The sequence below is a fragment of the Pseudoalteromonas sp. SG43-3 genome (assembly GCF_014164385.1).
Taxonomy (GTDB): Bacteria; Pseudomonadota; Gammaproteobacteria; order Enterobacterales; family Alteromonadaceae; genus Pseudoalteromonas; species Pseudoalteromonas distincta.
In genome coordinates, this window is record NZ_JACJFC010000010.1 from 55,687 (window position 1) to 77,409 (window position 21,723).

Genomic DNA, 21,723 nt, shown 5'->3' on the forward strand with positions numbered 1-21,723 from the left:
GCTTAAGTACGCTCAGTTAACCAAGCTGTAACGCTATCTAGTGCAGCAGCAAGGTTTTGTGGCTCACTACCACCAGCTTGTGCCATATCTGGACGACCGCCACCTTTACCACCTACTTGGCCTGCCATGTGGTTAACTAACTCACCGGCTTTTACTTTGCCTGTTAAGTCTTTAGTTACACCAGCAATTAGGCTTACTTTGTCGCCACTGGCAACACCCAGTGCAATAACACCTGAGCCAATTTTGTTTTTAAGGTCATCAACCATACCGCGAAGTGCTTTAGATTCAGTACCTTCAACATTTGCTACAAGTAGCTTAACGCCGTTAATTTCAACAATCGAATCAAGTAAAGATGCACCCGCTGCACTTGCTAACTTATCGTTAAGTTGCGCAATTTGCTTTTCAAGGCCTTTAGATTTTTCAAGCAACGCAGTTACTTTTTCAAGTACCGATGCGCTATCGCCTTTAACTAAAGCAGCTACATCATGTAATTGTTGCTCTTGCTCGCTAACATAAGCAACTGCATCAGCACCAGTTACCGCTTCAATACGGCGAACGCCTGCTGCAATACCGCTTTCAGATACAATTTTGAATAAACCAATATCACCAGCGCGCTCAACGTGAGTACCACCACAAAGCTCAATAGAGTAGTCGCCAATAGTAACTACACGTACTTCGTCATCATACTTTTCGCCAAACAACGCCATAGCACCTTTCGCTTTAGCATCATCAATAGCCATAAGCTCAGTATTAAGTGCGAAGTTACGACGAATTTCGTCATTAACTACACGCTCAATTTCACGTAGCTCATCTTTAGTAACCGCTTCAAAGTGCGAAAAGTCAAAACGTAAACGATCAGGCTGAACAAGTGAGCCTTTTTGGCCTACATGGTCGCCTAATAATTGGCGTAGTGCTTCGTGTAAAATATGTGTAGCTGTGTGGTTTTTCTTAATGCTATCGCGGCGTGCATCATCAATAGTCGCATCCACTTTATCGTTAACACCAATGCGACCTTGCACAGTACCGTGGTGAGCAAAAGCATTACCAAGTTTAGTGGTATTAGTAACATTAAATTCGCCACCAGCAACTGTAATAGTACCCGTGTCGCCCGTTTGGCCGCCTGATTCAGCGTAAAACGGTGTGCGGTCTAATACTACAATACCTTGTTGACCATCTTCTAATAACTGAACAGCTTCGCCACCGGCAAAAATTTCTACCACTGTCGCGCTATGGTGCGTGCTGTCGTAGCCTTTAAACTCAGTAAGCTTTTCTGATTTTAATTGCTCATTGTAATCAGCACCAAACTTACCCGCTTGTTGCGCTGTTTTACGTTGTACAGCCATGCACTCTTCAAAACCTTGATGATCAATCGTCATCTGGCGCTCACGCGCAACATCGGCCGTTAAATCAGCTGGAAAGCCATACGTATCGTAAAGTTTAAATACTAAGTCGCCCGGTATAATATCGCCTTTAAGGTCACTTAAGCTTTCTTCTAAAATAGCTAAGCCACGCTCAAGTGTTTTACCAAACTGTTCTTCTTCAATGCGTAATACTTTTTCGATAATTTCTTGTTGCTTAGCAAGCTCTGGGTACGCTTGACCCATTTGCTCAATTAGCGCAGCAACTAACTTATAGAAAAACGAACCTTGCGCACCTAACTTATTACCGTGGCGCACAGCACGACGAATAATACGACGTAGTACATAACCACGACCTTCGTTAGATGGCATAACACCGTCAGAGATTAAAAACGCACACGAACGAATATGATCCGCCACTACGCGTAGTGACTTATCGTCCATATCTTGCGCGTTAGTTACACTTGCAGCTGCTGCAATTAAGCCTTGGAATAAATCGATTTCGTAGTTTGAATGCACACCCTGCAAAATTGCAGAAATACGCTCAAGGCCCATTCCCGTATCAACAGATTGCTTAGGTAGAGGCAACATAGTACCGTCGCTTTGACGGTTGTATTGCATAAATACAAGGTTCCAAATTTCGATGAAACGGTCGCCGTCTTCCTCGGGAGTGCCCGGAGGTCCGCCCCAAATATGCTCGCCGTGGTCATAAAATATTTCAGAACACGGACCACATGGACCAGTATCGCCCATAGACCAAAAGTTGTCAGAGGTCGCAATACGAATAATACGATCTTCACTTAAGCCAATATCTTTTGACCAATACTCAAACGCTTCTTCATCATCGTGATAAATAGTAACAAGCAGTTTTTCTTGAGGTAATTTAACAACCTCAGTTAAAAACTCCCACGCAAACTTAATCGCGTCTTGCTTAAAGTAATCGCCAAAGCTGAAGTTACCTAACATTTCAAAAAATGTATGGTGGCGAGCAGTGTAGCCTACGTTTTCTAAATCGTTATGCTTACCGCCAGCACGTACACAGCGCTGCGAACTTGTCGCACGTGTATAAGGGCGGCTTTCTGCGCCTAAAAATACATCTTTAAATTGCACCATGCCGGCATTATTAAATAACAACGTGGCATCGTTACCCGGTATAAGCGAGCTAGAAGGTACTATTTGATGTTGCTTGCTGGCAAAAAAGTCTAAAAACTGTTGCCTAATTTGTGCGGTAGTCATGTGCTGCATTTGAAAGTCTCACCTGTATTTACTGTGCTTGCATTGCAAAATTAATTTCATCGTAGCTAAAACCCCGATACATTAAGTAGCGCACGCGCTTAGCTTTATCTTTGTAATCGAGATCTGGCGGTGTATTCGAATATTTTTTATTGTACGCATCCTGCGCAAGCTCAAACCAATCTATTTCAAGCTCTTCAACTACCATTTCAAGTAGCGAACGATCAATCCCTTTGCCCATAGCTTCGCTTTGTATTCGCTTAAGCCCGTGGCATTTAAATATGTGTTTTCTTACAAAGCCTTCACAGTATCGCTGCTCGTTAATAAAATTGTGCTTTTCGCACCAATCAAGCAGCGTTTCAATAAACTCTTCTGTCGCTTCTTTTTGCTGTAATTTGAGCGTTAACTCACGACGCGAATATTCTTGGCGCCCTAGTAACCAAAGTACATAGTTTTTTAGTTTTTGCTTTAATTTATCATCCATTAAGCGTCAAAACGTCCGCTTGTTTCACTGCTAAGTGGCTTAACATTAATGTCGTCACTTAATGGTACAACAGGCATAAAAATGGCTTGATAAGATACAAAAAAGCTAATGTAGCAAATCGGCATTAAAATCAACAGTGGTAAGAACGATAAGAACATCGAAAGCGCCATAAATAATGCGCAAATAAGGCCAAAAACGCCAAGTGGCAAAATGTTATGATAAAACACCATTAACGATTTTTTAAGCGCCGTTAAAATGCGTGTTTCTTTACTAAAATAAACAAGTGGCACAGCGTACGCAAATGCCGTTAAATAAATTAGCATTGCCATAAAAAATAAAATTACATTCGCGCCCGAAATACTCTCAAGCATTTGTTCTAGCGCCACGTTTGGATCAAGTCCTGGTTGGCTCATAACAGCCACTGCATCGGCAAATAAGCCATTAGCAAGTAACGCCATTAAAATACCCGCACCCATTTGGTAAAGTGCTAAGCGTAATAACCCTAAACGATTTCCTTTAGCCGTAAATGGCTTGAGAATATCGGCTAGCATAATTTTTCCGCCCTGTTGCTTACTAAGCACCGCTTGGTAAAACCCTGCGGTTAAAAATGGCGTAGCGAGTGCTGCTACTACTTGCAGCAGCGGTAAAAATAAAGACAGCAGCCCTACAATACCAATAAATAAATGCATAAAAATAAAGGTTGCTGGCTGGGTTTTAAAAATAAGCCATCCGGCTTTTAACCACTTTAGCCCTGCATCGGCTTTAAAAATTCGTAATTGTGTAGACATACTTGCTCTTAATTTAAAACGAAACACGCCAAGTATAACTTGGCGTAAGGGGGGATTAATAGACGAAACGTAATTAAATGATTAAGGTTTTTTAATTTTCTTAATATCTAACATATGCGCGCCATGCTTAATTTTTGTTTCTAGGTACGATTTATTACCCGCAACACCCGCTTTTATGTGCGCATGTGTGCCCACAACCGAGTCAACATTAATACCGGCATCTTTTAATGCATTAAGCTTTTTAGGATTATTAGTCATTAATTTAACGTGACTTAAATTAAGCGCATTGAGCATTAATACCGCATCCGAAAAGTCACGCAAATCATCAGCAAAGCCTAAATGATTATTAGCTTCGTAGGTGTTCATACCTTGCGATTGCAATACGTAAGCGTCTATTTTGTTGTATAAACCAATGCCACGGCCTTCTTGGCGTAAATACAATAAAATACCGCCTTGCTCGTGCATCATTTCAATACATTCATTTAGCTGCTCGCCGCAATCACAACGCGATGAGTAAAATACATCGCCCGTTAGGCATTCTGAATGCATACGAATTAGCGGTACATCTTGCTCTGTATCGGCGTTGTTAAACACCATAGCAATATGTTCTTTACCATCTTTTAAATCAGTAAATGAGATTATTTCTGCAGGGATATCACTATTTCTGCCAACTTTAAGCTGGACTCTTGCTCTTACTTGCGCCACGACAAATCCAAATATTTAAATAACTACGACACGACAATAAAGTGATAGTATCACAAAATAGGATAAATACACCGTAGTACAAGACTGTTTATGGCAAATATATGGCGACGACAGGCGTTATTTTCAATGATTTTTAAGCAATAAATTAATACAAATAACCGCCAATATTATTTACGTTGATTTACCTTAATCAGTGACACCTGCAGGCACGTTTGGTATTTTGTATTTTAAACAACGATAGGGATTATTATGAAACGTCAGCAACTCGCTTTATTTATAGGTTTAAGTTTGTCTGCTTTAAGCGCAACAACTTTAAGCACTACAGCATTCGCCAGCCAAGCAAGCGATCCTCAAACGGTATTTAACCAAGCATACCAAGGCTATTTAGCAGCAGTTAAAGCAGACGAAAACGTACAACAAGCTGCCAAACTTGCTTACAAATCAGGTAAAGCCGTTTACGGTAAAAGCGACGACAATACTGCTAACTTAGCTATTAACTACGCTAAAGCTATTAAAGGCTACGGCGATGAGCTATACGAACAACGTTTTGCACTTTATGATGAAGCACATACTATTTTAGCGGCTAATCACGGCAAACAATCAATAGAAACAGTTGATGCACTGCTCGGAAAAGCTAACTACACAACATCAGCTTACAAAGCAGCTAACTTTTTAGAAGAAGTAATAGGTATAGCTAAAACACAAAATAACCCTAAGTTTGTAGCCGACATGAAACTTGAAGCTGCAACGCTACTGGCTAAAAAGTTTAGTTCTAAAAAATATCGTGAGGCTAAAAACTACCTAGAAGAAGCCGACGAATACTACCAAGAAAACTTACCTGAAAACTCACTAGAGCGCATAAAAGCCGATTTTTTAATGGCCTCATTCGCAGAGGGTCGTAAAAGATACAATCAAGCGATTGAAAGGCTAAACTGTATAGTTACTGTATTCGATAGTAACTTAAACTTTGATCACAGTGCAGAGCTAACAGCTCATTCAAAGCTTGTAGGCCTGTACGAAAAACAAGGTAAAAGCGAAGAAGCAACTAAACATTGCCTAGCTATCGCTCAAATGGTGCCATGGAAAGAATCGCAAGAGCAAACACCACTCTATCGTGTTAATCCTAAATACCCAGTTAACAAAGCCAGATTTAGTACCGATGGTAGCGTTGTTATGGAGTTTGAGGTAGACGCAGCTGGCTTTGTAAAAAACCCAAAAGTACTTAGCTCAGAAGGTGGCAGCGCATTTGAAAAATCAGCCAAAGCAGCGCTTGAGCAATGGCGTTACGCGCCAAAGTTTGAAAATGGCAAACCTGTTAGCGCTATTTCTCAGGTACAACTCGACTTTAAAATTAACCGCCACTAAAAGCGGCTCATTAAAAAAGGCGCTTTAAGCGTCTTTTTTAATACCAACTAATACAAATTCTACGTAGTTAAAATTCATAACTTACGCTAATTCCGCCATCGGCTCTTTTTTCATTGCTATCGCTTGCTTTACCGTAGCCCACCTCTAGCTCTAATCTAAAACCAGCGCTGTTCAATCCATTAAAGTTGTAGTTGTACGTAAGCCCTATACCATTTGTTGTTTCTTCATCAAAAATACCGCCAATTACACAACCTAGCGTATTAGCAAAGTCAGTTGCTACATCATTAGTTGAACTTTCGCACTCTTGGTCTGTATCTCTTGCACCAATAGCGCCCACAAGTACGCCAAAAGCATGTTTTTTATTATCGCTAACTGCTTGTTCAAAACCGGCAGAAAACCCATCATCAAGGCCTAGTTTATAGTTTGCATACCAGCGCTGTGTGTCGTCGTTAGCCGACAAAGACACTTCAGGAATAACTAAATAAGGATAGCCACCCCCAATCGAAAAACTAACATCGTTAGCAAAAGTAGAACAAGAAGCGATAGATAAAGTGAGTAGTAATATTTTTATTTTCATAAAGTTCCCTTTGAGCAAGTATAAAATGTACTCACTTTAGGAACGCCATGCAATACGACAAAAAGCTCGTTAAATTTAGCTTTAGTAATAAAATAGGGATTAAATTTTAGCGAGTATTTTATCGCTAGCCGCTTCTATTAAATCGAGCACATTTTCAAAGCCATCATCGCCGCCGTAATAGGGATCGGGAATAGCGCTTTGGGCTTGCTCGCCATATTCTAAAAATAGCGCCAGCTTATAGCGTAAATGCTCAGGGCATTGCGCTGTTAAATCAGCTAAATTTTGTGTATCGGCCGCTAAAATTAAATCGAACTCAGTAAAGTCGCTTGTACGCACTTTACGTGAATAAATACCTTTAAAGCTGTAACCGCGCCTCTCCCCTGCTGCCATTGAGCGACTATCAGGCGTTTTACCTTCGTGATAGCCAATAGTGCCCGCCGAATCTACTTTAACGTTAACGCCTAGCTTTTTAGCGCGGGCTTTTAATACCACCTCTGCGGTTGGCGAGCGGCAAATATTACCTAAACACACTATGAGTACTTTCTTCATTAAGGATCCTCTAACTAATTTAAAAACCTAAGCTTTAAAACTGTTTTAAAATGCTTTCATCGTAATCTTCAACATTAAGCGTTACGTTATGTTGCGCTGCAACAGATTCGAGCTCAGCTTGTTTAATGGCTAAATCGTCCATGGTGATTAGATTATCGTCTAGCTGCCACAATAACCGAGAGCCCGCGTAGCTATAATGAATCGCTAATAACGCATCGGCATTACCTTCACGGCCAGCGGCTTTTAACTTAGCCATTTTACGGGTTATTTTATTAAGTGCTTTTTTAAGCTCCCACACATAAACAACTTCAGTCATAAAGCTATGTGTACGGTATTTATTAAGTAACCACGCAAGCCCAACGCTTGTAATAGCAACGCCTATTAAGTTCCAATGAAAGTGGCTACCACTTTCATCAGGAAATAAAGCAATCAGCGTTTGCGATATAGCCAAGCTGCCTACAGCTAAACCAATACCGCATCCTGCAATAACACGGTTTAAATGTTTACGGTAACGCGCTTTATTTATTTCAATGAGTTGCATAACAGCCTAAAAAGTTAATAAGTAAAAGAATGCGAATGGCTATTGTAACTAAACCCCACATTTTTTATAAAATTATTTCACCCCTTTTTGATTTGCCACCCGTTATAGCTTTGAAAACACCCTAATTGTAGTGGTCAATAAAATTTGGAGCGGCTTATGCACACACTTGAAGTACCTAACAACCCAGTATTTATTAAAACATCGACTGCCGTTATCGGCGGCGCCGCAATGACCTTTGCAGCTTTTGCGTTTATGCAATATTTAATAAGTGGCGAGCAACGCGCACCGGTTAAACCAGGGGGCGATATTATAGTAGAGATTTTTCAAGCACCTGAGGATTCAAAAGTCAGGCATATACAAAAAATACAGCCGCCACCGCCAATGCCTAAAGTGCCGCAAAAAGCTCCACCGCTTGATGCATCAGCGGATCCTGTGTTGGCAATTAGCGACCTTACGCCAGTTACAATTGACGATTTTGGTGGCGACATTAACAATACCATTAATCGCCCTACAGGGGATGCAACACCCATAGTGCGCATAAACCCTAAATACCCAACTACAGCCGCGCGCGATGGTATTGAAGGTTGGGTGCAACTAAGCTTTAGTATTTCGCCCACCGGTGAAGTAATCGACCCGGTAGTTATTAACGCCGAGCCAAAACGCACCTTTGACCGCGAAGCAATAAGAGCTATTAAACGCTGGAAATATCGCCCCAAAGTAATTGAAGGTGTGGCACAATTACAAACAGGTCAAACTGTACAGCTCGATTTTAAATTACAACAATAAAAGCGATGAGCCTATGCTACTAAGTATTAAGTCATGGTTATTTGAAACGCCAAGCAAGGACTGCTTGGCAAGTTACGCAAAAAGTGGCGACAATCGTTACTTAGAGCAGCTTATTGCCCTCTACAGTAACGACTTATACCACTACCTTGTTACACAATCTAATACGCATTTAGCATACGACGTAAGCCAACAAACATGGCTAAAAGTAATCGAAAAACGCCACCTTTACCAAGCCCAAACCACACCAAAAGCATGGTTGTTTAAACTTGCCCGCAACACACTCATTGACGAATACCGCAGGCAACAGCACTTTGTAGAGCTTGACGAAAACACGCATTTAGCAGCACAAAATGATAAAAGCGAAAACAACTTAAATAGTGGTGACTTAACTAGCAAAGACTCGCATATAGGAAGCTCAAACATAAGTTACGAAGCGTTCGACGCCGCCCTAAAACAACTCAGCTTTGTACAGCGTGAAGCCATAACATTACAACAAGAAGGCTTTTCGCTCACCGACATAGAACTTATAACGCAAAGCAGCCTCGAGACCATTAAAACAAGGCTGCGCTATGCCAAGCAAAACCTTAAACGTTTATTAGGAGCAAACAATGAACAAGCCTGATGAGCCGCTTGATCAAAAGCTCACACAACATTACAAAGAGCGAAAAGCGCGCACTACACTTACAAGCACTCAGCAAAAAGCGCTACTTAAAAAGGCCACGCACACAAAGCCTAAAAAGTTCGGCTTTACGCTGCAGCTAACCAGCCTTGCCTGCGCACTGGGTGTATTTTCTTTTATTGTGTTTGATAATAACGATAGCATTAACCACGCGCCAAAAACCGTGCTTAACAGCGTATTTAACACTATAGACATTCACGACTATTCAATTATTAAAACACACGAAATAAACCAAGCTGGTAGCTACGCAAGCTCCATCACAGAACAAAAACACGCACTCGACAGCCAATTAGCTAACGATTTACACCGCCACCAACAACGCCACATAGAATACGGTACGCTCCTAAAGGTAGATAACGACTGGTACATAGCCAGCTGTAATGATGAAGTACTCGTGCAAATTAAGCATTCACTGTTGAGTGATTTAAAAGGTAAACACGCGGTTGAAAACGATATAAATACGGGTGATATGCTCGCTATGGCGCATAACGGTAAAGGGCAAATTATTGCGCTAAAACATGCAGGTGCTGGGGTTAGGCAGTGTGGGGCTTAGATATATTTTAGTCTAACCTAAATTTTAGCTAAGATTAAACTAATTACACGGAGTAATCGAAATGGAATTAAATTACATAATAGAAATAAGTAAAGTAGTCGCTGTACTGTTTACTGGATGCTCATTTCTTTTTGGTATTTATATTTATATAGTTAACTCAAGAAAAGAGAGAATCAAATCAACCTTAGAGTATTGGGGGAAGTTTCATCAAGAAGTTATCCCGTATCTTGTTAAGTTTAATAATAAATACCCAGGTAAGCTCCATGCTAATGAGGTCAGGGAAGTCGTAAATTTATCCGATACTAAAGAAACTCTTCACCATATCCTGAATAAATATGAGCAGCTAGCTACAGGAGTGGATTTAAAGGCATATGAAATAAAAGCATTAAACTCACTATCAGGTCAGGAGATAATTAATAGTTACCATAGGTACGAAGCATATATTTTCTATCGTCGAGCTCACAAAGAGAACCCTGAAATATGGTTACAATATGAGAAATTAGTAAAACTACTGATTAAACTAAGGAGATAGGATAAGGCTTTAGAGCAATATCGTGGAATTGGATTTCGTATCACTCAACCTTAGCTACCGGCCGCTTAGATTAATAAACAAGTATATCTAAGCCTTTATTGGCGACCAAATTTAACAGCTTTAAGGAAGCACCATTTGGGGACTTGCCACCTTGCTCCCAAGCTCTAACTGTTGAAGCACTGGTATTTAAATAAGCGGCGAATACCGCTTGGCTAACATGAGCGTGCTCACGAATTGCTTTAATATGCGCGGCATCATATTGCTCGACTTCAGGCAGACACATTGCATCAAACTTCCGCATAGTTTGTCTATCCATAACACCGGCATCATTTAGCCCTTTAGCTGTATCATGCATTACGCCTAAAATACTATTACTCATGATTTTTTACCTCTATTAGCTCGCCTTCATTAATAGCTATTTTGAGTTGCTGCTGTGAATAACTTAGTAACTCTTTCGCCATTAACTTTAGTGCCTTTAATTCTTTTTTATCGATATTGTCTCGTTGGTTTTTAGAAAAGCCAAACATAAAAAATGCTTTATCCGCAACTTTAAAAGCAACTATGGTTCTATAGCCACCTCGTTTACCCTGTCTTTCGCTGGTGCTCGCTTTTTATAAACATGAGCACCTAAGTCCCCATCGTTAAGTCCGTTTTCTAAATCTCTAACAGCATCAATTAACACCTTGTCAGGTAAGCCCTCTTTTGCAGCCCACTTGTTAAACCATTTTGATTTAAATATACCCATAAATATCACACCACCAACTATGACACTTAGTATTATAGTTCACCAGAATTAATGTACTAAAAACTTGAAAGCAACTCTCAGCACATTTAGAAATACACAATATTAGTTCTTTAAGGCTCAGCCCTATAAAGCTATAATTTAACTTAATTTTCATAGAGCTATTAGTTTAAATTTAAGGAAGAAATATGACAAAACTACTTATATTCGTTTTTGCTATTTATACATTTTGCTGCTCATTTGTGCAGGCTGAGACTTTAGTAAATAACGAATTTGTAGTACCGATTGAAAAGCACTTTGAAAATTTCACCTTAGTTAAGGTAAACCCTAAGTACACAAAACTTGATTACAAAGCGCTTATGTCTGCTCGCGAGTTTATTCAAATTAGCTTAGGCACCACATGGCCTGCTGATGACTTTACTTTGCAAGAAAACACGCAATCATTGGAAAGTGACTTAATCGCATTTAATAATAAAGAATCTTTTACTTTTCATGTAATGAATAACGATAAAACGAAGGTGATTGGCTGTATTTATATTACAGGTACGGTTGATAGTGAATTTGATGCCACTGTATTTAGCTGGGTTGCTAAAGAGCACCTTTCTACACCGCTTTTTGATGAGCTTAAAACAAACGTTAAAACATGGGTTAAAAACGAATGGCCTTTTACAAACGTTGATTACCCGTTTAACAGTTAAATAGCATATTAAATCATTCACTTCCAAACAAAAGGCCTGCGATTAAGCAGGCTTTTGAGTGTTTAAAAAATATACGTACAAAACAATAATTCTTGAAATAAAGTAAGCAAAAAATAAAGCTAACACCCGACGCGCTAACAAGCTAAGCGCCTACAAAAACAATGCATATATTTAACGTTAAAGCTGCAAAGTGGATTGGAGATCCGTTGGGTTTCGTGTCACTCAACCTAACCTACGCAGCTATGAACATGAGCCTAGCGCTAAATAAATCACTGTTAATGATTACTGCTTTAAAAGTCGCTTTTCTGGGTTATTTAAGTACTTTAAGCCAATGGTAACTATGCGTGTATGTACCATTGTTATAACGCGTATTTGCACATTACCAATAACAACTATAGCGCCTTTACTGACTTCACCTGAAAGCTTTTGATTAATTACTTCTTCCAAGCTTATCTCTTCTGGGGCGTCTATTTGCATGTGGTAAGAGTAAAATATATCGCCTACCAACGTTACCCCTTTCACTTTGAGTTCGTTGTGGGCTAAGTGGCTATCTTGATGGTTTGTTTTATCGGTTGCTGTAAAAACTAAATCAACAAAAGGTCTGTTATCTGGTTTTAAAACAACAAATAAATGATCGTTTGGTTTTAACTTAGTTGAGCCTCGTGGCGGTATGATTGACGGGCCTCGTGTGATCATAGCAACAACCACACTCTCAGGAAGTGCAGCATGTGACAAGCTACGCCCAGAAACCCGAGAAACGTCACTTAAAGTGTACTCTACAATTTCTATATCAATATCGTTTAGTGCTGTGATTTCGAGCGTTGCAGCAGCCAAATCAGGTGGCGGCTCTACTAAATTTAGTTTTTTAGCCATCCACGGCATTGTTGAGCCCTGTAACGTGGCTGAAATTAACACTACGAAAAAAACAACATTAAAAATAAGCTCAGCCCCTGAAAGACCAAATAATAATGGGAATATAGCTAAAATAATGGGCACTGAGCCTCTAAGGCCAACCCAAGATACAAATAAGGTTTCGCGATTATTAAAGCCAAACAGTTTTAAAATAGGCGCTACAGCTAATGGGCGAGCAACAAAAATGAGTGCCAATGCAATAAGCAGTCCTTCTAACCATACATCAACCAATGACGACGGATTTATAAGGAGGCCTAATACAACAAACATGGTTATTTGCCCAAGCCATGCTAAGCCGTCATGAAACAGAAAAATACCGCGTTTATATACAAATTTGCTGTTACCTAAAATAACACCCGTTATAAATACAGCTAAAAATCCACTGCCGCCGAGCGTTGCAGAAAGGCCAAAAGAAAGCAGTCCAAATGCTGTTACCATCACTAAATACAAACCCGATGCATTTAGTTTAATTCGATTAATAAACCAAACCGATATTTTACCAATTAAAAGACCACAAATAGCGCCAGCACCCATTTGTTGAGCAAATAACTGTAGTAAACCCAGCCCTACTGGCATGTCATTAACGAGCATTTCGAGCAAACCAACCGTTAGAAAAATAGCCATTGGATCGTTCGAGGCGCTTTCTATTTCAAGGGTCGATTTAAGCTTTTTATTTAAGTGAATACCCGCACTTCGTAAAAGTGCAAACACGGCTGCGGCATCTGTAGAGCCAACAATGGCGCCCAGTAATACACCTTGTAATATGGGCAGGTCTAAAATATAAGTGGCCACAAGGCCTGTAATTACAGCGGTAAATAACACCCCGATGGTTGCTAAAGCAGACGCGGGTTTCCACACTTGTTTAATAGAACTGGTGGGCGTTTGTAAGCCACCATCAAATAGAATAATAGCAAGCGCTAGAGTACCCAGAGCATGTGCGGCCTCTGCGTTGTCGAATGAAATACCTGCAATACCATCTTCACCTGCGAGCATACCTACAAGTAAAAATAGCACCAGCACCGGTAAGCCAACGCGTGCAGATAACTTGCTCGAGATCACTCCAAGTAAAATTAAAATGGCACTAACGAGAATGATATTATCAATTACAAACATAGTGTGGGTTTACAGCCTTATATGAGTTAAAAAGTAAGAATTTATAGCTACCAAAAAGCTTAAAGCTCATGCTATACAATAACCTAAAAAATATAAATACGGGTACATAAGTCAATATTTAAATTGTTTATTTAATAGCTAGAGCGTCGTTAAGCTTGGTATTACTAGCCTCGGTCTTAATTTAAAAACAAAAAAGCCTGCAATAAGCAGGCTTTTGACTATTTAAGCAATCGTATTTTATAAAACAATAATGCTTGTTATTAAGTACGCTAAAAACGTAAGGCCACCACCAAATAAGGCATACGGTAGCTGCGTTTTAACGTGGGTGAGTAAGTCACACCCCGATGCAATAGCCGATACAGCGCTGGTGTCGGATATAGGCGAGCAATGATCGCCAAATATACCACCACCCAAAATAGCACCAACAACAAGCGACGGCGGTAAACCTAGCGCTTGAATAAGTGGCACACCAATTGGGATTAATATAGCAAAAGTACCCCACGATGTACCTGTAGTAAACGACATTACCGCGCCAGTTAAAAACAGCACCGGTACTATTAAGTAAATAGGTAAGTAGTCGCCAACAAGTGACGCTACAAATACGCCAGTGCCAAGCTCTTTAAGACTTGCGCCGAGTGTAAGCGAAAGCAGTACAATGGCGACCAATGGCATTAATTCGCCCATACCTTTAAAGCCTGTATCAACTAATTGATGGTGCGTAAATTTACGCGAACCAATCATTAAAAAGTAAGCCACAACAATGGCTAAAACCGTTGCGTATAATACTGATTTAGAACCGCTGCCCTCGGCAAGTACACCATTACCGGTGTAATACATAAAGCCAACCATGCTGGTAATTAGCGTAATAAGCGGGATTAACATGTAACGCGCTTTAGAGGCTTTTATTTCTTCTTTTAAGTCAGTTGTTTGAAGCTCTAGTTTTTCTTCGGCTTCTTTCATTGGGCCATGCACTTTATCGAACGCGATTGTGTAAAAAACAATGGCAAGGGTAATTATGGCGTAAAAGTTATACCCTACACTGCCCCACAATACCGATACAGCCGACTCACCTAGCTCGTAGTTACCTAACAAACCAAGTACAAATGCACCCCAGCCGTTAAGTAGTATTAAAATACACACTGGCGCACTGGTGCTGTCAATAATGTAAGCTAGACGAGCTCGGCTCATTTTAAATTTGTCGAATAAGCCACGCGATAGAATACCTGAGGTAAGTACGCTCAAGTTAGATTCTATAAACACCGCAATGCCGGTAAACATGGTTAAAAAGCCCACTTGGCGTTTACTTTTTGCAATACCTTTATTCATTAGCATATTGACAGTTGCTGCAACGCCGCCAGATTCGCGAATGTAGGCAAGCAATGCACCAATTAAAATACTAAATATTAGTATGCGTGTATTACCTGGCGAACTAGCTACCGAAATAATGCGTTCAATGGTATTTAAAAAAGTATCAAACAAGCTATTACCTTCGCCCTGAAGGGCAAGTAAAAACTCAGAAGAAGCAACGGCAACAAGTAGTGCCATAATCACTTCTTTTCGCCAAAACACGATAGCAATCGCAATTAGCGGCGGTAAAATAGAATACCAATGCATAAAAAGTTAACCTTAGTTATTAGCGAGTAAACCTCGCTTTGTACGCGTTTTAACGCTTATTTGTTAAGCCTAACAACATAAACCGGCTTAGTTTTATAGACCGCTTAGCTTAATGGATTGGCTTACTCAAGTCACCTGTAAATAAATCACTTAAGGTGGCACAGTTAGTACGTTTTAACCTATACGATAGCTTATTGATTTAGTAACGCTTCGTAAATAAGCGAGACGACCGATCCGTACTGCGCGGTTTCAAATTGTTTGCCTGTAAATTCGTAACGTTTTAGCGAGCCTTTAATTGCGCTATGGCGAGCATTAGTAAGTAAAACAATAGCCAAGTCGTAAGCGGGGTCTATTACGGTTACTGTGCCTGTCCAACCGGTGTGGCCATAAGCCTGCGCGCTTGCATAAGGGCCAAAGTGCCAACGCCTTGCTTGGTTATTACCGGCAAGCCTAAAGCCAAGCCCGTAGGTTTCATCGCTTGATTGCGGCGTTAAAAATTGCGCTAAAGCGCTTGCACTAAATAATTGTTGATCGCCGTAGCCGCCATTATTTAGTAATAGCTGGCAAAGCACGGCTAAGTCGTGAGCGTTACTAAACAACCCTGCATGCCCTGCTACGCCATCAAGTGAGTAGTAAGCGCGCTCATCATGCACTTGGCCTTGTAAAACAGTGGTACGAACATTATCAAACTTAATGCGCCCGTCTCGTGTGTTGCCGCTAAGCTCAGTGGCTGCAAATTGCTGCGGCTTAAAGCCTTTTTTAAGTGGATTAAATAACGTGTTAGTTAGTTTTAGTGGCGCATACACTTGCTGCTCTAGGTATTCGTCAAGGGGCTGCCCAGTTATGCGCTCAATGAGTACGCCTAAAATCATGTAATCAATATCTGAGTAAACATGCTGCCCAGATGATTTACTACTAAAAGGCACGCTGGTAAGTAATAGCTGTTTGGTGGTTTTACTGTTTTGCGAATAAAACGCGTCACCGTAGCTGCCATCTTTACGATGAAAGTCAAATACTGGCGGGTATCCGGCGCTGTGTGTGAGTAAGTCTTTTACTGTGCGCTTTGCTCGCCCTTCACCTTTATATTCGCTTAGGTAGCTTTGCACGGGTTTATTAATATTTAATAGCCCTTCGCTTACTAGTTTCATAAGTGCAAAGTTGGTGGCAAATATTTTGGTGTTTGAGGCCAAATCAAACAAGGTATTAGTTTGCATTGGTTCTGGGCGAAGTAGCATTAAGTCACTTTGCTGATATTGTTTTGCATCGCCATAGGCGGTTAACTTTATTAGCTCGCCATTTTTAACAACAGCCAATACAGCCCCAGGAAAACCTGCTTTTACATCGCGTTCAATTAATGTGTCTACTTCAGTAAAATCTATATGCTTTTTTGGTTCATCACTTAAAGTAGGAAATGCAAAACGCAGTGTTAAGCTTGCGCCAGCAGGGAGAATATTTTCAACTTTAAAGGTATTAACACCGTTGTGAGTATTTTTTGCCAAACTGTAATTATATAAGGTGTTGGCGCTTAGTTGGTTAACGTCGAGCTTTTTATTATTAATGTAAATATCGGCGCTTTGTGCGTTGTGGTTTTGTATTAATAATTGCCCGCGCCCTTTGTAAGCTTTAAACGTTCCTCGGTTATTTACATAAAACCGGCTACTTGGATTTACCTCAGGAAACGTTACAACCACTTGTGCATTAGGCAGCTCTACAAGTTGGCTCTTTGTAAGTGGTAGCACCGAGCTAATAGGCTCCGGTGGTGTACTACAACCCACAATAATAAAGCTCAATGCCGCTATAAATGCTTGTTTGATATAACCACACCTTTGATTTTTTACAGCAATAAACATGCTTAGCCCTTATTTATATAACAAGTAAGGCGCTCTTTGCGCTTTAAATTGCGCAAGCCCCGCCTGCCAGCTTTGTTTTATTTGCGCTTCTGATTGCCCTGCTTCAATAGCTAAGCGCAATTTATTAGTACCCGCTAGTTTATCCATAAAGTCAGCGCGCTCAAAAAGCGAGATGTTATTTTTACTAAGCTTCGTGTACGCATTTATTAAGTAAGTTAAATTTAAACCTGTGATATTTGCTTGTCTTAAATCGAGCCCTTGCACGGTTTGGTTTTTAAATTTAGGGTTTAAAGCAGCGCCTTTAATTGCGCGCGGTGTAAAATTAAAATCACCTAATGCTACTGGCGAATAGCCAATTACTTGAAATGCAAAGTCGGTGCCTCTACCAATGCTAATAGGCGTTGCTTCAAAAAAGCAAAGTGATGGGTAAAGCGCAATGGCTTGATCGTTAGGTAAGTTAGGGCTGGGTTTTACAGGCAAGCTGTAAGTACTTTTGCGAGTGTAATGATCAACAGGGTTCACCGTTAATTTTAAATCGGCCGCTTTATTGATCCAACCCTCGCCCTTGATCATTTTGGCAAGTTCGCCAACGGTCATGCCGTGTAAAACAGGAATTGGGTGCATGCCTACAAACGATTTAAATTCTGACTCTAATATTGGCCCATCAACGTAGGCAATATTTGGATTGGGCCTATCGAGTACTAAAAATTCTATCCCCTGCTCTGCAGCGGCTTCCATCATGTAGTGCATAGAGCTTATGTAGGTATAAAAACGCACTCCCACATCTTGAATGTCAAAAATAATTACATCAACATCGGCTAAAGCAGCTTGGCTTGGTTTTTTATTTTTACCGTAAATAGAAATAAGCGGAATACCAGTTTTACCATCAACAGCATTTTTCACATGGGCGCCCGCATCGTGATCGCCACGAAAGCCATGCTCAGGTGCAAAAATTTTAGTTATGTTTATGTTTTTAGTCAGTAGAGTATCTACTAAGTGAGTTTCCCCTACGCTTGATGTTTGATTAACGACTAGCCCTACACGTTTATTTTTTAACTGCGGTAAATATTTAGCATATTGCTGCGCACCTACTACAAGTGAGTTATTAGCTTCGTTGGCTTGCACACTTGCAATAAAAATGGCGCTAAAAATAAAAAACAACGTAATAAATAGGGTTTTAAACATACTGCAATATCCTTTTAAACAAGGCGTTTAAAATAACATAGGTAATAATAAAGAGCAGCTTTAGAAAAGGGTTAAGTGGGCTTGAGTAGATATAGTGATTAGAAGCTGTCGCTTCTCACGCGAGCAGGCTCAGTGTCTACAACGGATAAATAAACTCGGAGTTTGGATTTAAAGATTGGGTTGGTTTTACTTTTAGGCGTGCAGCTTGCTGACGCGACGAACGAAGCTCGTAAATAAAGTATCAGTTATATCGGTGGTAAGTAATTAGAAGCTGGCGCTTCTCACGCGAGCAAGCTCTGCGGCTACAGGAGGGGAGTTTACATTTCACTTTATTTTAGGCACAAAAAAACCGACTTAATGTCGGCTTGTTTATGAAAGTGGTGGGCGCAGGACGTATCTTGTAAGAGTGAACCTCCGACTGCTTGGTTCTCAATTCGCCTAAACCTACACTTCACTTCACTTCACTTCACTTTATTTTAGGCACAAAAAAACCGACTTAATGTCGGCTTGTTTATGAAAGTGGTGGGCGCAGGAGGATTCGAACCTCCGACCGCTCGGTTCGTAGCCGAGTACTCTATCCAGCTGAGCTATGCACCCACTTTCATAGATTGCTTATTTAAACTCTAAGCAGAGCGTATTAATTCAGGCATAAAAAAACCGATTTCCATCGGTTTATTTTTCTTACACTTAAAAGTGTATGAAAACATGAAAGTGGTGGGCGCAGGAGGATTCGAACCTCCGACCGCTCGGTTCGTAGCCGAGTACTCTATCCAGCTGAGCTATGCACCCGCTTTCATTTTTACTATTACTTGTTTTTACTCTAAGTGAGAGTCTATAAAGTGGTGGGCGCAGGACGTATCTTGTAAGAATGAACCTCCGACCGTTTGGCTTTAGCCAACACTTTACTTTTTTATACTCTAAGTATGAGTCTATAAAGTGGTGGGCGCAGGAGGATTCGAACCTCCGACCGCTCGGTTCGTAGCCGAGTACTCTATCCAGCTGAGCTATGCACCCACTTTATAGTTTGCTTATTTAGACTCTAAGCGAGTTATTAAAGTATGGTGGGCGCAGGAGGATTCGAACCTCCGACCGCTCGGTTCGTAGCCGAGTACTCTATCCAGCTGAGCTATGCACCCATACTTTAAAATTTTACAAAACACGCCATTAAAAGAAATGGTGGAGAGGGAGGGATTCGAACCCTCGATAGAGCTACAAACTCTATACTCCCTTAGCAGGGGAGCTCCTTCGGCCACTCGGACACCTCTCCGTCTTGTGGGGCGTATAATAAAGATTTCAGAAAATATGTCAAACACTTTTCTACCAAAAACGACTATATGGTTACAGATTGCACATATGCTTGGTTTAAAAGTGTAATTAGTTTGAAATTTAAGCGGGTTACGTATTTTTATTTGAAGGATTAACACCTAGCACGGGAACTAAGTCATCAGTTAACTGAGCCAAATACTGTTCTTGGTAACCTAATTGTTGAAATTCAGCGATACAAGCACGGTAGTAAGCGTTTCGTTCTTGCTCTGATGTGCACTCTTCTGATAAATCATCTACTCGTTTGTCTTTCATACTATTATTCTAAGTCCTTTAAGAATCTATATTTAACTGCTAAATACCAGCAGTGTAAATTTCGTGCGTATTCTAGCTAAAACCTTTGTATAAACACAACATATGTTTAAAAAACAATCATACTAAAAAGTTATAGCACTGTTAGTTTTAATATTAAAAACTTCCAATAACAATAAGTTAGTGAAGCTGAATTGCACATTAATCAGCACTAATAATTACCTTTAATTTTTAGTGTAGTACTTATTAATTAAAACACTAATTATAAGCAAAAAAACGCCGCTATTAAGCGGCGTTTATTAACTTACTTTGTTCTACTAAAGATTAGTCAGCTTGTGGACGCATATGCGGGAACAAAATAACGTCTTTAATTGTTGATGAATCAGTAAACAACATTACTAAACGGTCAATACCAATACCTTCACCAGCCGTTGGCGGTAAGCCGTACTCTAGTGCGCGTATGTAGTCTTCGTCGTAGTGCATTGCTTCATCATCGCCTGCGTCTTTCTCTTCAACTTGACGAGTAAAGCGCTCAGCTTGGTCCTGTGCATCGTTAAGCTCAGAGAAACCATTTGCAAGTTCACGGCCGCCAACAAAAAACTCAAAACGGTCGGTAACAAATGGGTTTTCGTCGTTACGGCGTGCAAGTGGTGATACTTCCCACGGGTAACCAGTAATAAACGTTGGTTGAATAAGCATGTGCTCTGCTGTTTCTTCAAATATTTCACAAAGAAACTTACCTGGACCCCAAACACAGTTTTCAGGAATTTTAACGTGCACTTGTTTAGCGTACGCTTTTAACTCTTCAAAATGGTTTTCTGGGTCGTTAAATACCGCAGCATCAAACTCAGGGTTATATTTTAAGATAGCATCCGCCATACTTAAACGTGTAAACGGTTGGCCAAAGTCGTATTCAACTGAATCGATAACTTCGCCGTTTTCGTCCTTAGTTGTATTAACTACAATTGCACTACCTAGTACGTTTTCTGCAACAGTACGTAGCATGTCTTCGGTAATGTTCATCAGGTCGATGTAATCAGCGTATGCTTGGTAAAATTCAATCATTGTAAATTCTGGGTTGTGGCGTGTAGATAACCCTTCGTTACGGAAGTTACGGTTAATTTCAAATACACGATCAAAACCACCTACCACTAAGCGCTTTAGGTAAAGCTCTGGCGCTATACGAAGGTACATGTCGATATCAAGCGCGTTATGGTGAGTTACAAACGGACGCGCAGATGCACCACCAGGTATAACCTGTAGCATAGGTGTTTCTACTTCCATAAAGTCACGGTCTGCTAAAAAGCGACGAATACCTTCAACTACTTGTGAGCGAATGCGGAATGTTTCGCGCGTTGCTTCGTTAGTAATTAAGTCAACATAACGTTGGCGGTACTTTGTTTCTTGATCTGATAAGCCATGGAATTTTTCAGGTAACGGGCGAAGTGACTTAGTTAGTAATTGATACTCAGTCATTTCTACGTATAAATCGCCTTTGCCCGATTTATTTAGCGCGCCTTTAACACCTATAATATCGCCAGTGTCTAGCTGACCATATTTTTCTTTAAGGTCTTTTTGAACATCTTTAGATGCATACGCTTGTACGCGACCTTTCATGTCTTGAATTACAAAAAACGGTCCACGCTTTGCTAAAATACGTCCAGCAATAGACACAACTTCTTGTAGTTCAACTAATTCTTCTTTGCTCTTATCACCAAACTGGGCTTGCAAATCAGCCGTGTAATGCTCACGACGGAATTGGTTTGGATGACCGTTGGCTGGGCAATTTTCGCGTATCGCGTCTAACTTGCCACGACGCTCAGCGATTAACTTGTTTTCGTCTTGGATTTTATCAGTCATTTTTTAGCTCTTTATTAGCTTGGT

20 protein-coding genes, 5 tRNA genes and 1 pseudogene are annotated in these 21,723 nt (G+C 40.5%); 6 read left to right on the top strand and 20 right to left on the bottom strand.

The window, feature by feature from the left end; genetic code table 11:
- Window positions 1-2: 2 nt before the first annotated feature.
- The 4 genes from alaS to ribA all read right to left on the bottom strand — a co-directional run bounded on the left by alaS (window position 3) and on the right by ribA (window position 4,568).
- Window positions 3-2,603, bottom strand: coding sequence for an alanine--tRNA ligase (alaS, locus tag H5157_RS11060; protein WP_008138921.1), 2,601 nt, complete (start codon window positions 2,601-2,603; stop codon window positions 3-5).
- A gap of 19 nt (window positions 2,604-2,622) precedes the next feature.
- On the bottom strand, window positions 2,623-3,075 hold the full coding sequence (locus H5157_RS11065; protein WP_002961933.1) for a regulatory protein RecX: 453 nt from the start codon (window positions 3,073-3,075) through the stop codon (window positions 2,623-2,625).
- Entirely contained in the window at window positions 3,075-3,863 is a 789-nt protein-coding gene (locus H5157_RS11070; RefSeq protein WP_024595741.1) for a BPSS1780 family membrane protein, read from the bottom strand. The genes H5157_RS11065 and H5157_RS11070 overlap by 1 nt, the downstream gene beginning before the upstream one ends.
- 81 nt (window positions 3,864-3,944) lie before the next feature.
- A complete protein-coding gene (gene ribA / locus H5157_RS11075; protein WP_002961931.1) occupies window positions 3,945-4,568 on the bottom strand; it encodes a GTP cyclohydrolase II in 624 nt (207 codons plus the stop codon).
- 249 nt (window positions 4,569-4,817) lie between these two features.
- On the opposite strand from ribA, the gene H5157_RS11080 reads away from it, so the two are divergent.
- Window positions 4,818-5,933, top strand: a complete 1,116-nt coding sequence (locus H5157_RS11080; protein WP_182724686.1) for an energy transducer TonB — start codon at window positions 4,818-4,820, stop codon at window positions 5,931-5,933.
- A gap of 67 nt (window positions 5,934-6,000) precedes the next feature.
- Here H5157_RS11080 and H5157_RS11085 read toward each other — a convergent pair whose 3' ends face one another.
- The 3 genes from H5157_RS11085 to H5157_RS11095 all read right to left on the bottom strand — a co-directional run bounded on the left by H5157_RS11085 (window position 6,001) and on the right by H5157_RS11095 (window position 7,600).
- The gene (locus H5157_RS11085) at window positions 6,001-6,510 is read right to left on the bottom strand and encodes a hypothetical protein (protein ID WP_182693685.1); all 510 of its coding nucleotides are present in this window, start codon (window positions 6,508-6,510) and stop codon (window positions 6,001-6,003) included.
- A 99-nt stretch (window positions 6,511-6,609) separates the two neighbouring features.
- Window positions 6,610-7,059, bottom strand: a complete 450-nt coding sequence (locus tag H5157_RS11090) for a low molecular weight protein-tyrosine-phosphatase (RefSeq protein ID WP_182724687.1) — start codon at window positions 7,057-7,059, stop codon at window positions 6,610-6,612.
- Window positions 7,060-7,093: 34 nt separating this feature from the next.
- Entirely contained in the window at window positions 7,094-7,600 is a 507-nt protein-coding gene (locus H5157_RS11095; RefSeq protein ID WP_024606258.1) for a DUF3087 domain-containing protein, read from the bottom strand.
- 156 nt (window positions 7,601-7,756) lie between these two features.
- Between H5157_RS11095 and H5157_RS11100 the strand changes: the two genes are divergently transcribed.
- The 4 genes from H5157_RS11100 (at window position 7,757) to H5157_RS11115 (ending at window position 10,150) form a co-directional block, all read left to right on the top strand.
- Window positions 7,757-8,386 carry an energy transducer TonB gene (locus H5157_RS11100; RefSeq protein WP_182693686.1) on the top strand — a complete coding sequence of 210 codons (630 nt, stop codon included), beginning with the start codon at window positions 7,757-7,759 and terminating at the stop codon, window positions 8,384-8,386.
- 13 nt (window positions 8,387-8,399) lie between these two features.
- Window positions 8,400-9,008, top strand: a complete 609-nt coding sequence (locus H5157_RS11105) for a sigma-70 family RNA polymerase sigma factor (RefSeq protein WP_182720545.1) — start codon at window positions 8,400-8,402, stop codon at window positions 9,006-9,008.
- A complete protein-coding gene (locus H5157_RS11110; protein ID WP_182724688.1) occupies window positions 8,995-9,618 on the top strand; it encodes a hypothetical protein in 624 nt (207 codons plus the stop codon). Before H5157_RS11105 ends, H5157_RS11110 begins: the two co-directional genes overlap by 14 nt.
- A gap of 61 nt (window positions 9,619-9,679) precedes the next feature.
- Window positions 9,680-10,150 carry a DUF4760 domain-containing protein gene (locus tag H5157_RS11115; RefSeq protein ID WP_182724689.1) on the top strand — a complete coding sequence of 157 codons (471 nt, stop codon included), beginning with the start codon at window positions 9,680-9,682 and terminating at the stop codon, window positions 10,148-10,150.
- Between the two features lie 70 nt (window positions 10,151-10,220).
- Here the strand turns inward: H5157_RS11115 and H5157_RS11120 are convergent, their stop codons facing one another.
- A complete protein-coding gene (locus H5157_RS11120; protein ID WP_182694623.1) occupies window positions 10,221-10,529 on the bottom strand; it encodes a DNA-binding transcriptional regulator in 309 nt (102 codons plus the stop codon).
- Window positions 10,522-10,895 (bottom strand): annotated as a pseudogene (locus H5157_RS21100) (type II toxin-antitoxin system RelE/ParE family toxin). Before H5157_RS21100 ends, H5157_RS11120 begins: the two are co-directional and overlap by 8 nt.
- 185 nt (window positions 10,896-11,080) lie before the next feature.
- Between H5157_RS21100 and H5157_RS11130 the strand changes: the two are divergent.
- Window positions 11,081-11,590, top strand: coding sequence for a hypothetical protein (locus H5157_RS11130; protein WP_182694113.1), 510 nt, complete (start codon window positions 11,081-11,083; stop codon window positions 11,588-11,590).
- Between the two features lie 282 nt (window positions 11,591-11,872).
- Here the strand turns inward: H5157_RS11130 and H5157_RS11135 are convergent, their stop codons facing one another.
- From H5157_RS11135 to lysS, 11 genes are all read right to left on the bottom strand, one after another.
- The gene (locus H5157_RS11135) at window positions 11,873-13,615 is read right to left on the bottom strand and encodes a potassium/proton antiporter (RefSeq protein WP_182724690.1); all 1,743 of its coding nucleotides are present in this window, start codon (window positions 13,613-13,615) and stop codon (window positions 11,873-11,875) included.
- A 237-nt stretch (window positions 13,616-13,852) separates the two neighbouring features.
- Window positions 13,853-15,229, bottom strand: coding sequence for a Na+/H+ antiporter NhaC family protein (locus H5157_RS11140; RefSeq protein ID WP_182724691.1), 1,377 nt, complete (start codon window positions 15,227-15,229; stop codon window positions 13,853-13,855).
- Between the two features lie 191 nt (window positions 15,230-15,420).
- A complete protein-coding gene (gene pbp4b / locus H5157_RS11145) occupies window positions 15,421-17,079 on the bottom strand; it encodes a penicillin binding protein PBP4B (protein WP_182724692.1) in 1,659 nt (552 codons plus the stop codon).
- Window positions 17,080-17,088: 9 nt separating this feature from the next.
- A complete protein-coding gene (locus H5157_RS11150) occupies window positions 17,089-18,264 on the bottom strand; it encodes an exo-beta-N-acetylmuramidase NamZ domain-containing protein (RefSeq protein ID WP_182724693.1) in 1,176 nt (391 codons plus the stop codon).
- 520 nt (window positions 18,265-18,784) lie between these two features.
- Window positions 18,785-18,861: transfer RNA gene (locus tag H5157_RS11155), tRNA-Arg, on the bottom strand.
- A gap of 115 nt (window positions 18,862-18,976) precedes the next feature.
- Window positions 18,977-19,053: transfer RNA gene (locus H5157_RS11160), tRNA-Arg, on the bottom strand.
- 148 nt (window positions 19,054-19,201) lie between these two features.
- Window positions 19,202-19,278 (bottom strand) — tRNA-Arg (locus H5157_RS11165).
- A gap of 45 nt (window positions 19,279-19,323) precedes the next feature.
- Window positions 19,324-19,400: transfer RNA gene (locus H5157_RS11170), tRNA-Arg, on the bottom strand.
- 38 nt (window positions 19,401-19,438) lie between these two features.
- Window positions 19,439-19,531, bottom strand: a tRNA-Ser gene (locus H5157_RS11175).
- A gap of 128 nt (window positions 19,532-19,659) precedes the next feature.
- The gene (locus tag H5157_RS11180; RefSeq protein ID WP_010553261.1) at window positions 19,660-19,842 is read right to left on the bottom strand and encodes a hypothetical protein; all 183 of its coding nucleotides are present in this window, start codon (window positions 19,840-19,842) and stop codon (window positions 19,660-19,662) included.
- 321 nt (window positions 19,843-20,163) lie between these two features.
- The gene (gene lysS / locus H5157_RS11185) at window positions 20,164-21,699 is read right to left on the bottom strand and encodes a lysine--tRNA ligase (protein ID WP_002961420.1); all 1,536 of its coding nucleotides are present in this window, start codon (window positions 21,697-21,699) and stop codon (window positions 20,164-20,166) included.
- Window positions 21,700-21,723 lie beyond the last annotated feature (24 nt).

Bases quoted from the DNA above. Each gene is read 5' to 3' on its own strand.
- alaS (WP_008138921.1), bottom strand. From the start codon at position 2,603: ATGCAGCACATGACTACCGCACAAATTAGGCAACAGTTTTTAGACTTT.
- H5157_RS11065 (WP_002961933.1), bottom strand. From the start codon at position 3,075: ATGGATGATAAATTAAAGCAAAAACTAAAAAACTATGTACTTTGGTTA.
- H5157_RS11070 (WP_024595741.1), bottom strand. From the start codon at position 3,863: ATGTCTACACAATTACGAATTTTTAAAGCCGATGCAGGGCTAAAGTGG.
- H5157_RS11080 (WP_182724686.1), top strand. From the start codon at position 4,818: ATGAAACGTCAGCAACTCGCTTTATTTATAGGTTTAAGTTTGTCTGCT.
- H5157_RS11085 (WP_182693685.1), bottom strand. From the start codon at position 6,510: ATGAAAATAAAAATATTACTACTCACTTTATCTATCGCTTCTTGTTCT.
- H5157_RS11090 (WP_182724687.1), bottom strand. From the start codon at position 7,059: ATGAAGAAAGTACTCATAGTGTGTTTAGGTAATATTTGCCGCTCGCCA.
- H5157_RS11095 (WP_024606258.1), bottom strand. From the start codon at position 7,600: ATGCAACTCATTGAAATAAATAAAGCGCGTTACCGTAAACATTTAAAC.
- H5157_RS11100 (WP_182693686.1), top strand. From the start codon at position 7,757: ATGCACACACTTGAAGTACCTAACAACCCAGTATTTATTAAAACATCG.
- H5157_RS11105 (WP_182720545.1), top strand. From the start codon at position 8,400: ATGCTACTAAGTATTAAGTCATGGTTATTTGAAACGCCAAGCAAGGAC.
- H5157_RS11110 (WP_182724688.1), top strand. From the start codon at position 8,995: ATGAACAAGCCTGATGAGCCGCTTGATCAAAAGCTCACACAACATTAC.
- H5157_RS11115 (WP_182724689.1), top strand. From the start codon at position 9,680: ATGGAATTAAATTACATAATAGAAATAAGTAAAGTAGTCGCTGTACTG.
- H5157_RS11120 (WP_182694623.1), bottom strand. From the start codon at position 10,529: ATGAGTAATAGTATTTTAGGCGTAATGCATGATACAGCTAAAGGGCTA.
- H5157_RS11130 (WP_182694113.1), top strand. From the start codon at position 11,081: ATGACAAAACTACTTATATTCGTTTTTGCTATTTATACATTTTGCTGC.
- H5157_RS11135 (WP_182724690.1), bottom strand. From the start codon at position 13,615: ATGTTTGTAATTGATAATATCATTCTCGTTAGTGCCATTTTAATTTTA.
- H5157_RS11140 (WP_182724691.1), bottom strand. From the start codon at position 15,229: ATGCATTGGTATTCTATTTTACCGCCGCTAATTGCGATTGCTATCGTG.
- pbp4b (WP_182724692.1), bottom strand. From the start codon at position 17,079: ATGTTTATTGCTGTAAAAAATCAAAGGTGTGGTTATATCAAACAAGCA.
- H5157_RS11150 (WP_182724693.1), bottom strand. From the start codon at position 18,264: ATGTTTAAAACCCTATTTATTACGTTGTTTTTTATTTTTAGCGCCATT.
- H5157_RS11180 (WP_010553261.1), bottom strand. From the start codon at position 19,842: ATGAAAGACAAACGAGTAGATGATTTATCAGAAGAGTGCACATCAGAG.
- lysS (WP_002961420.1), bottom strand. From the start codon at position 21,699: ATGACTGATAAAATCCAAGACGAAAACAAGTTAATCGCTGAGCGTCGT.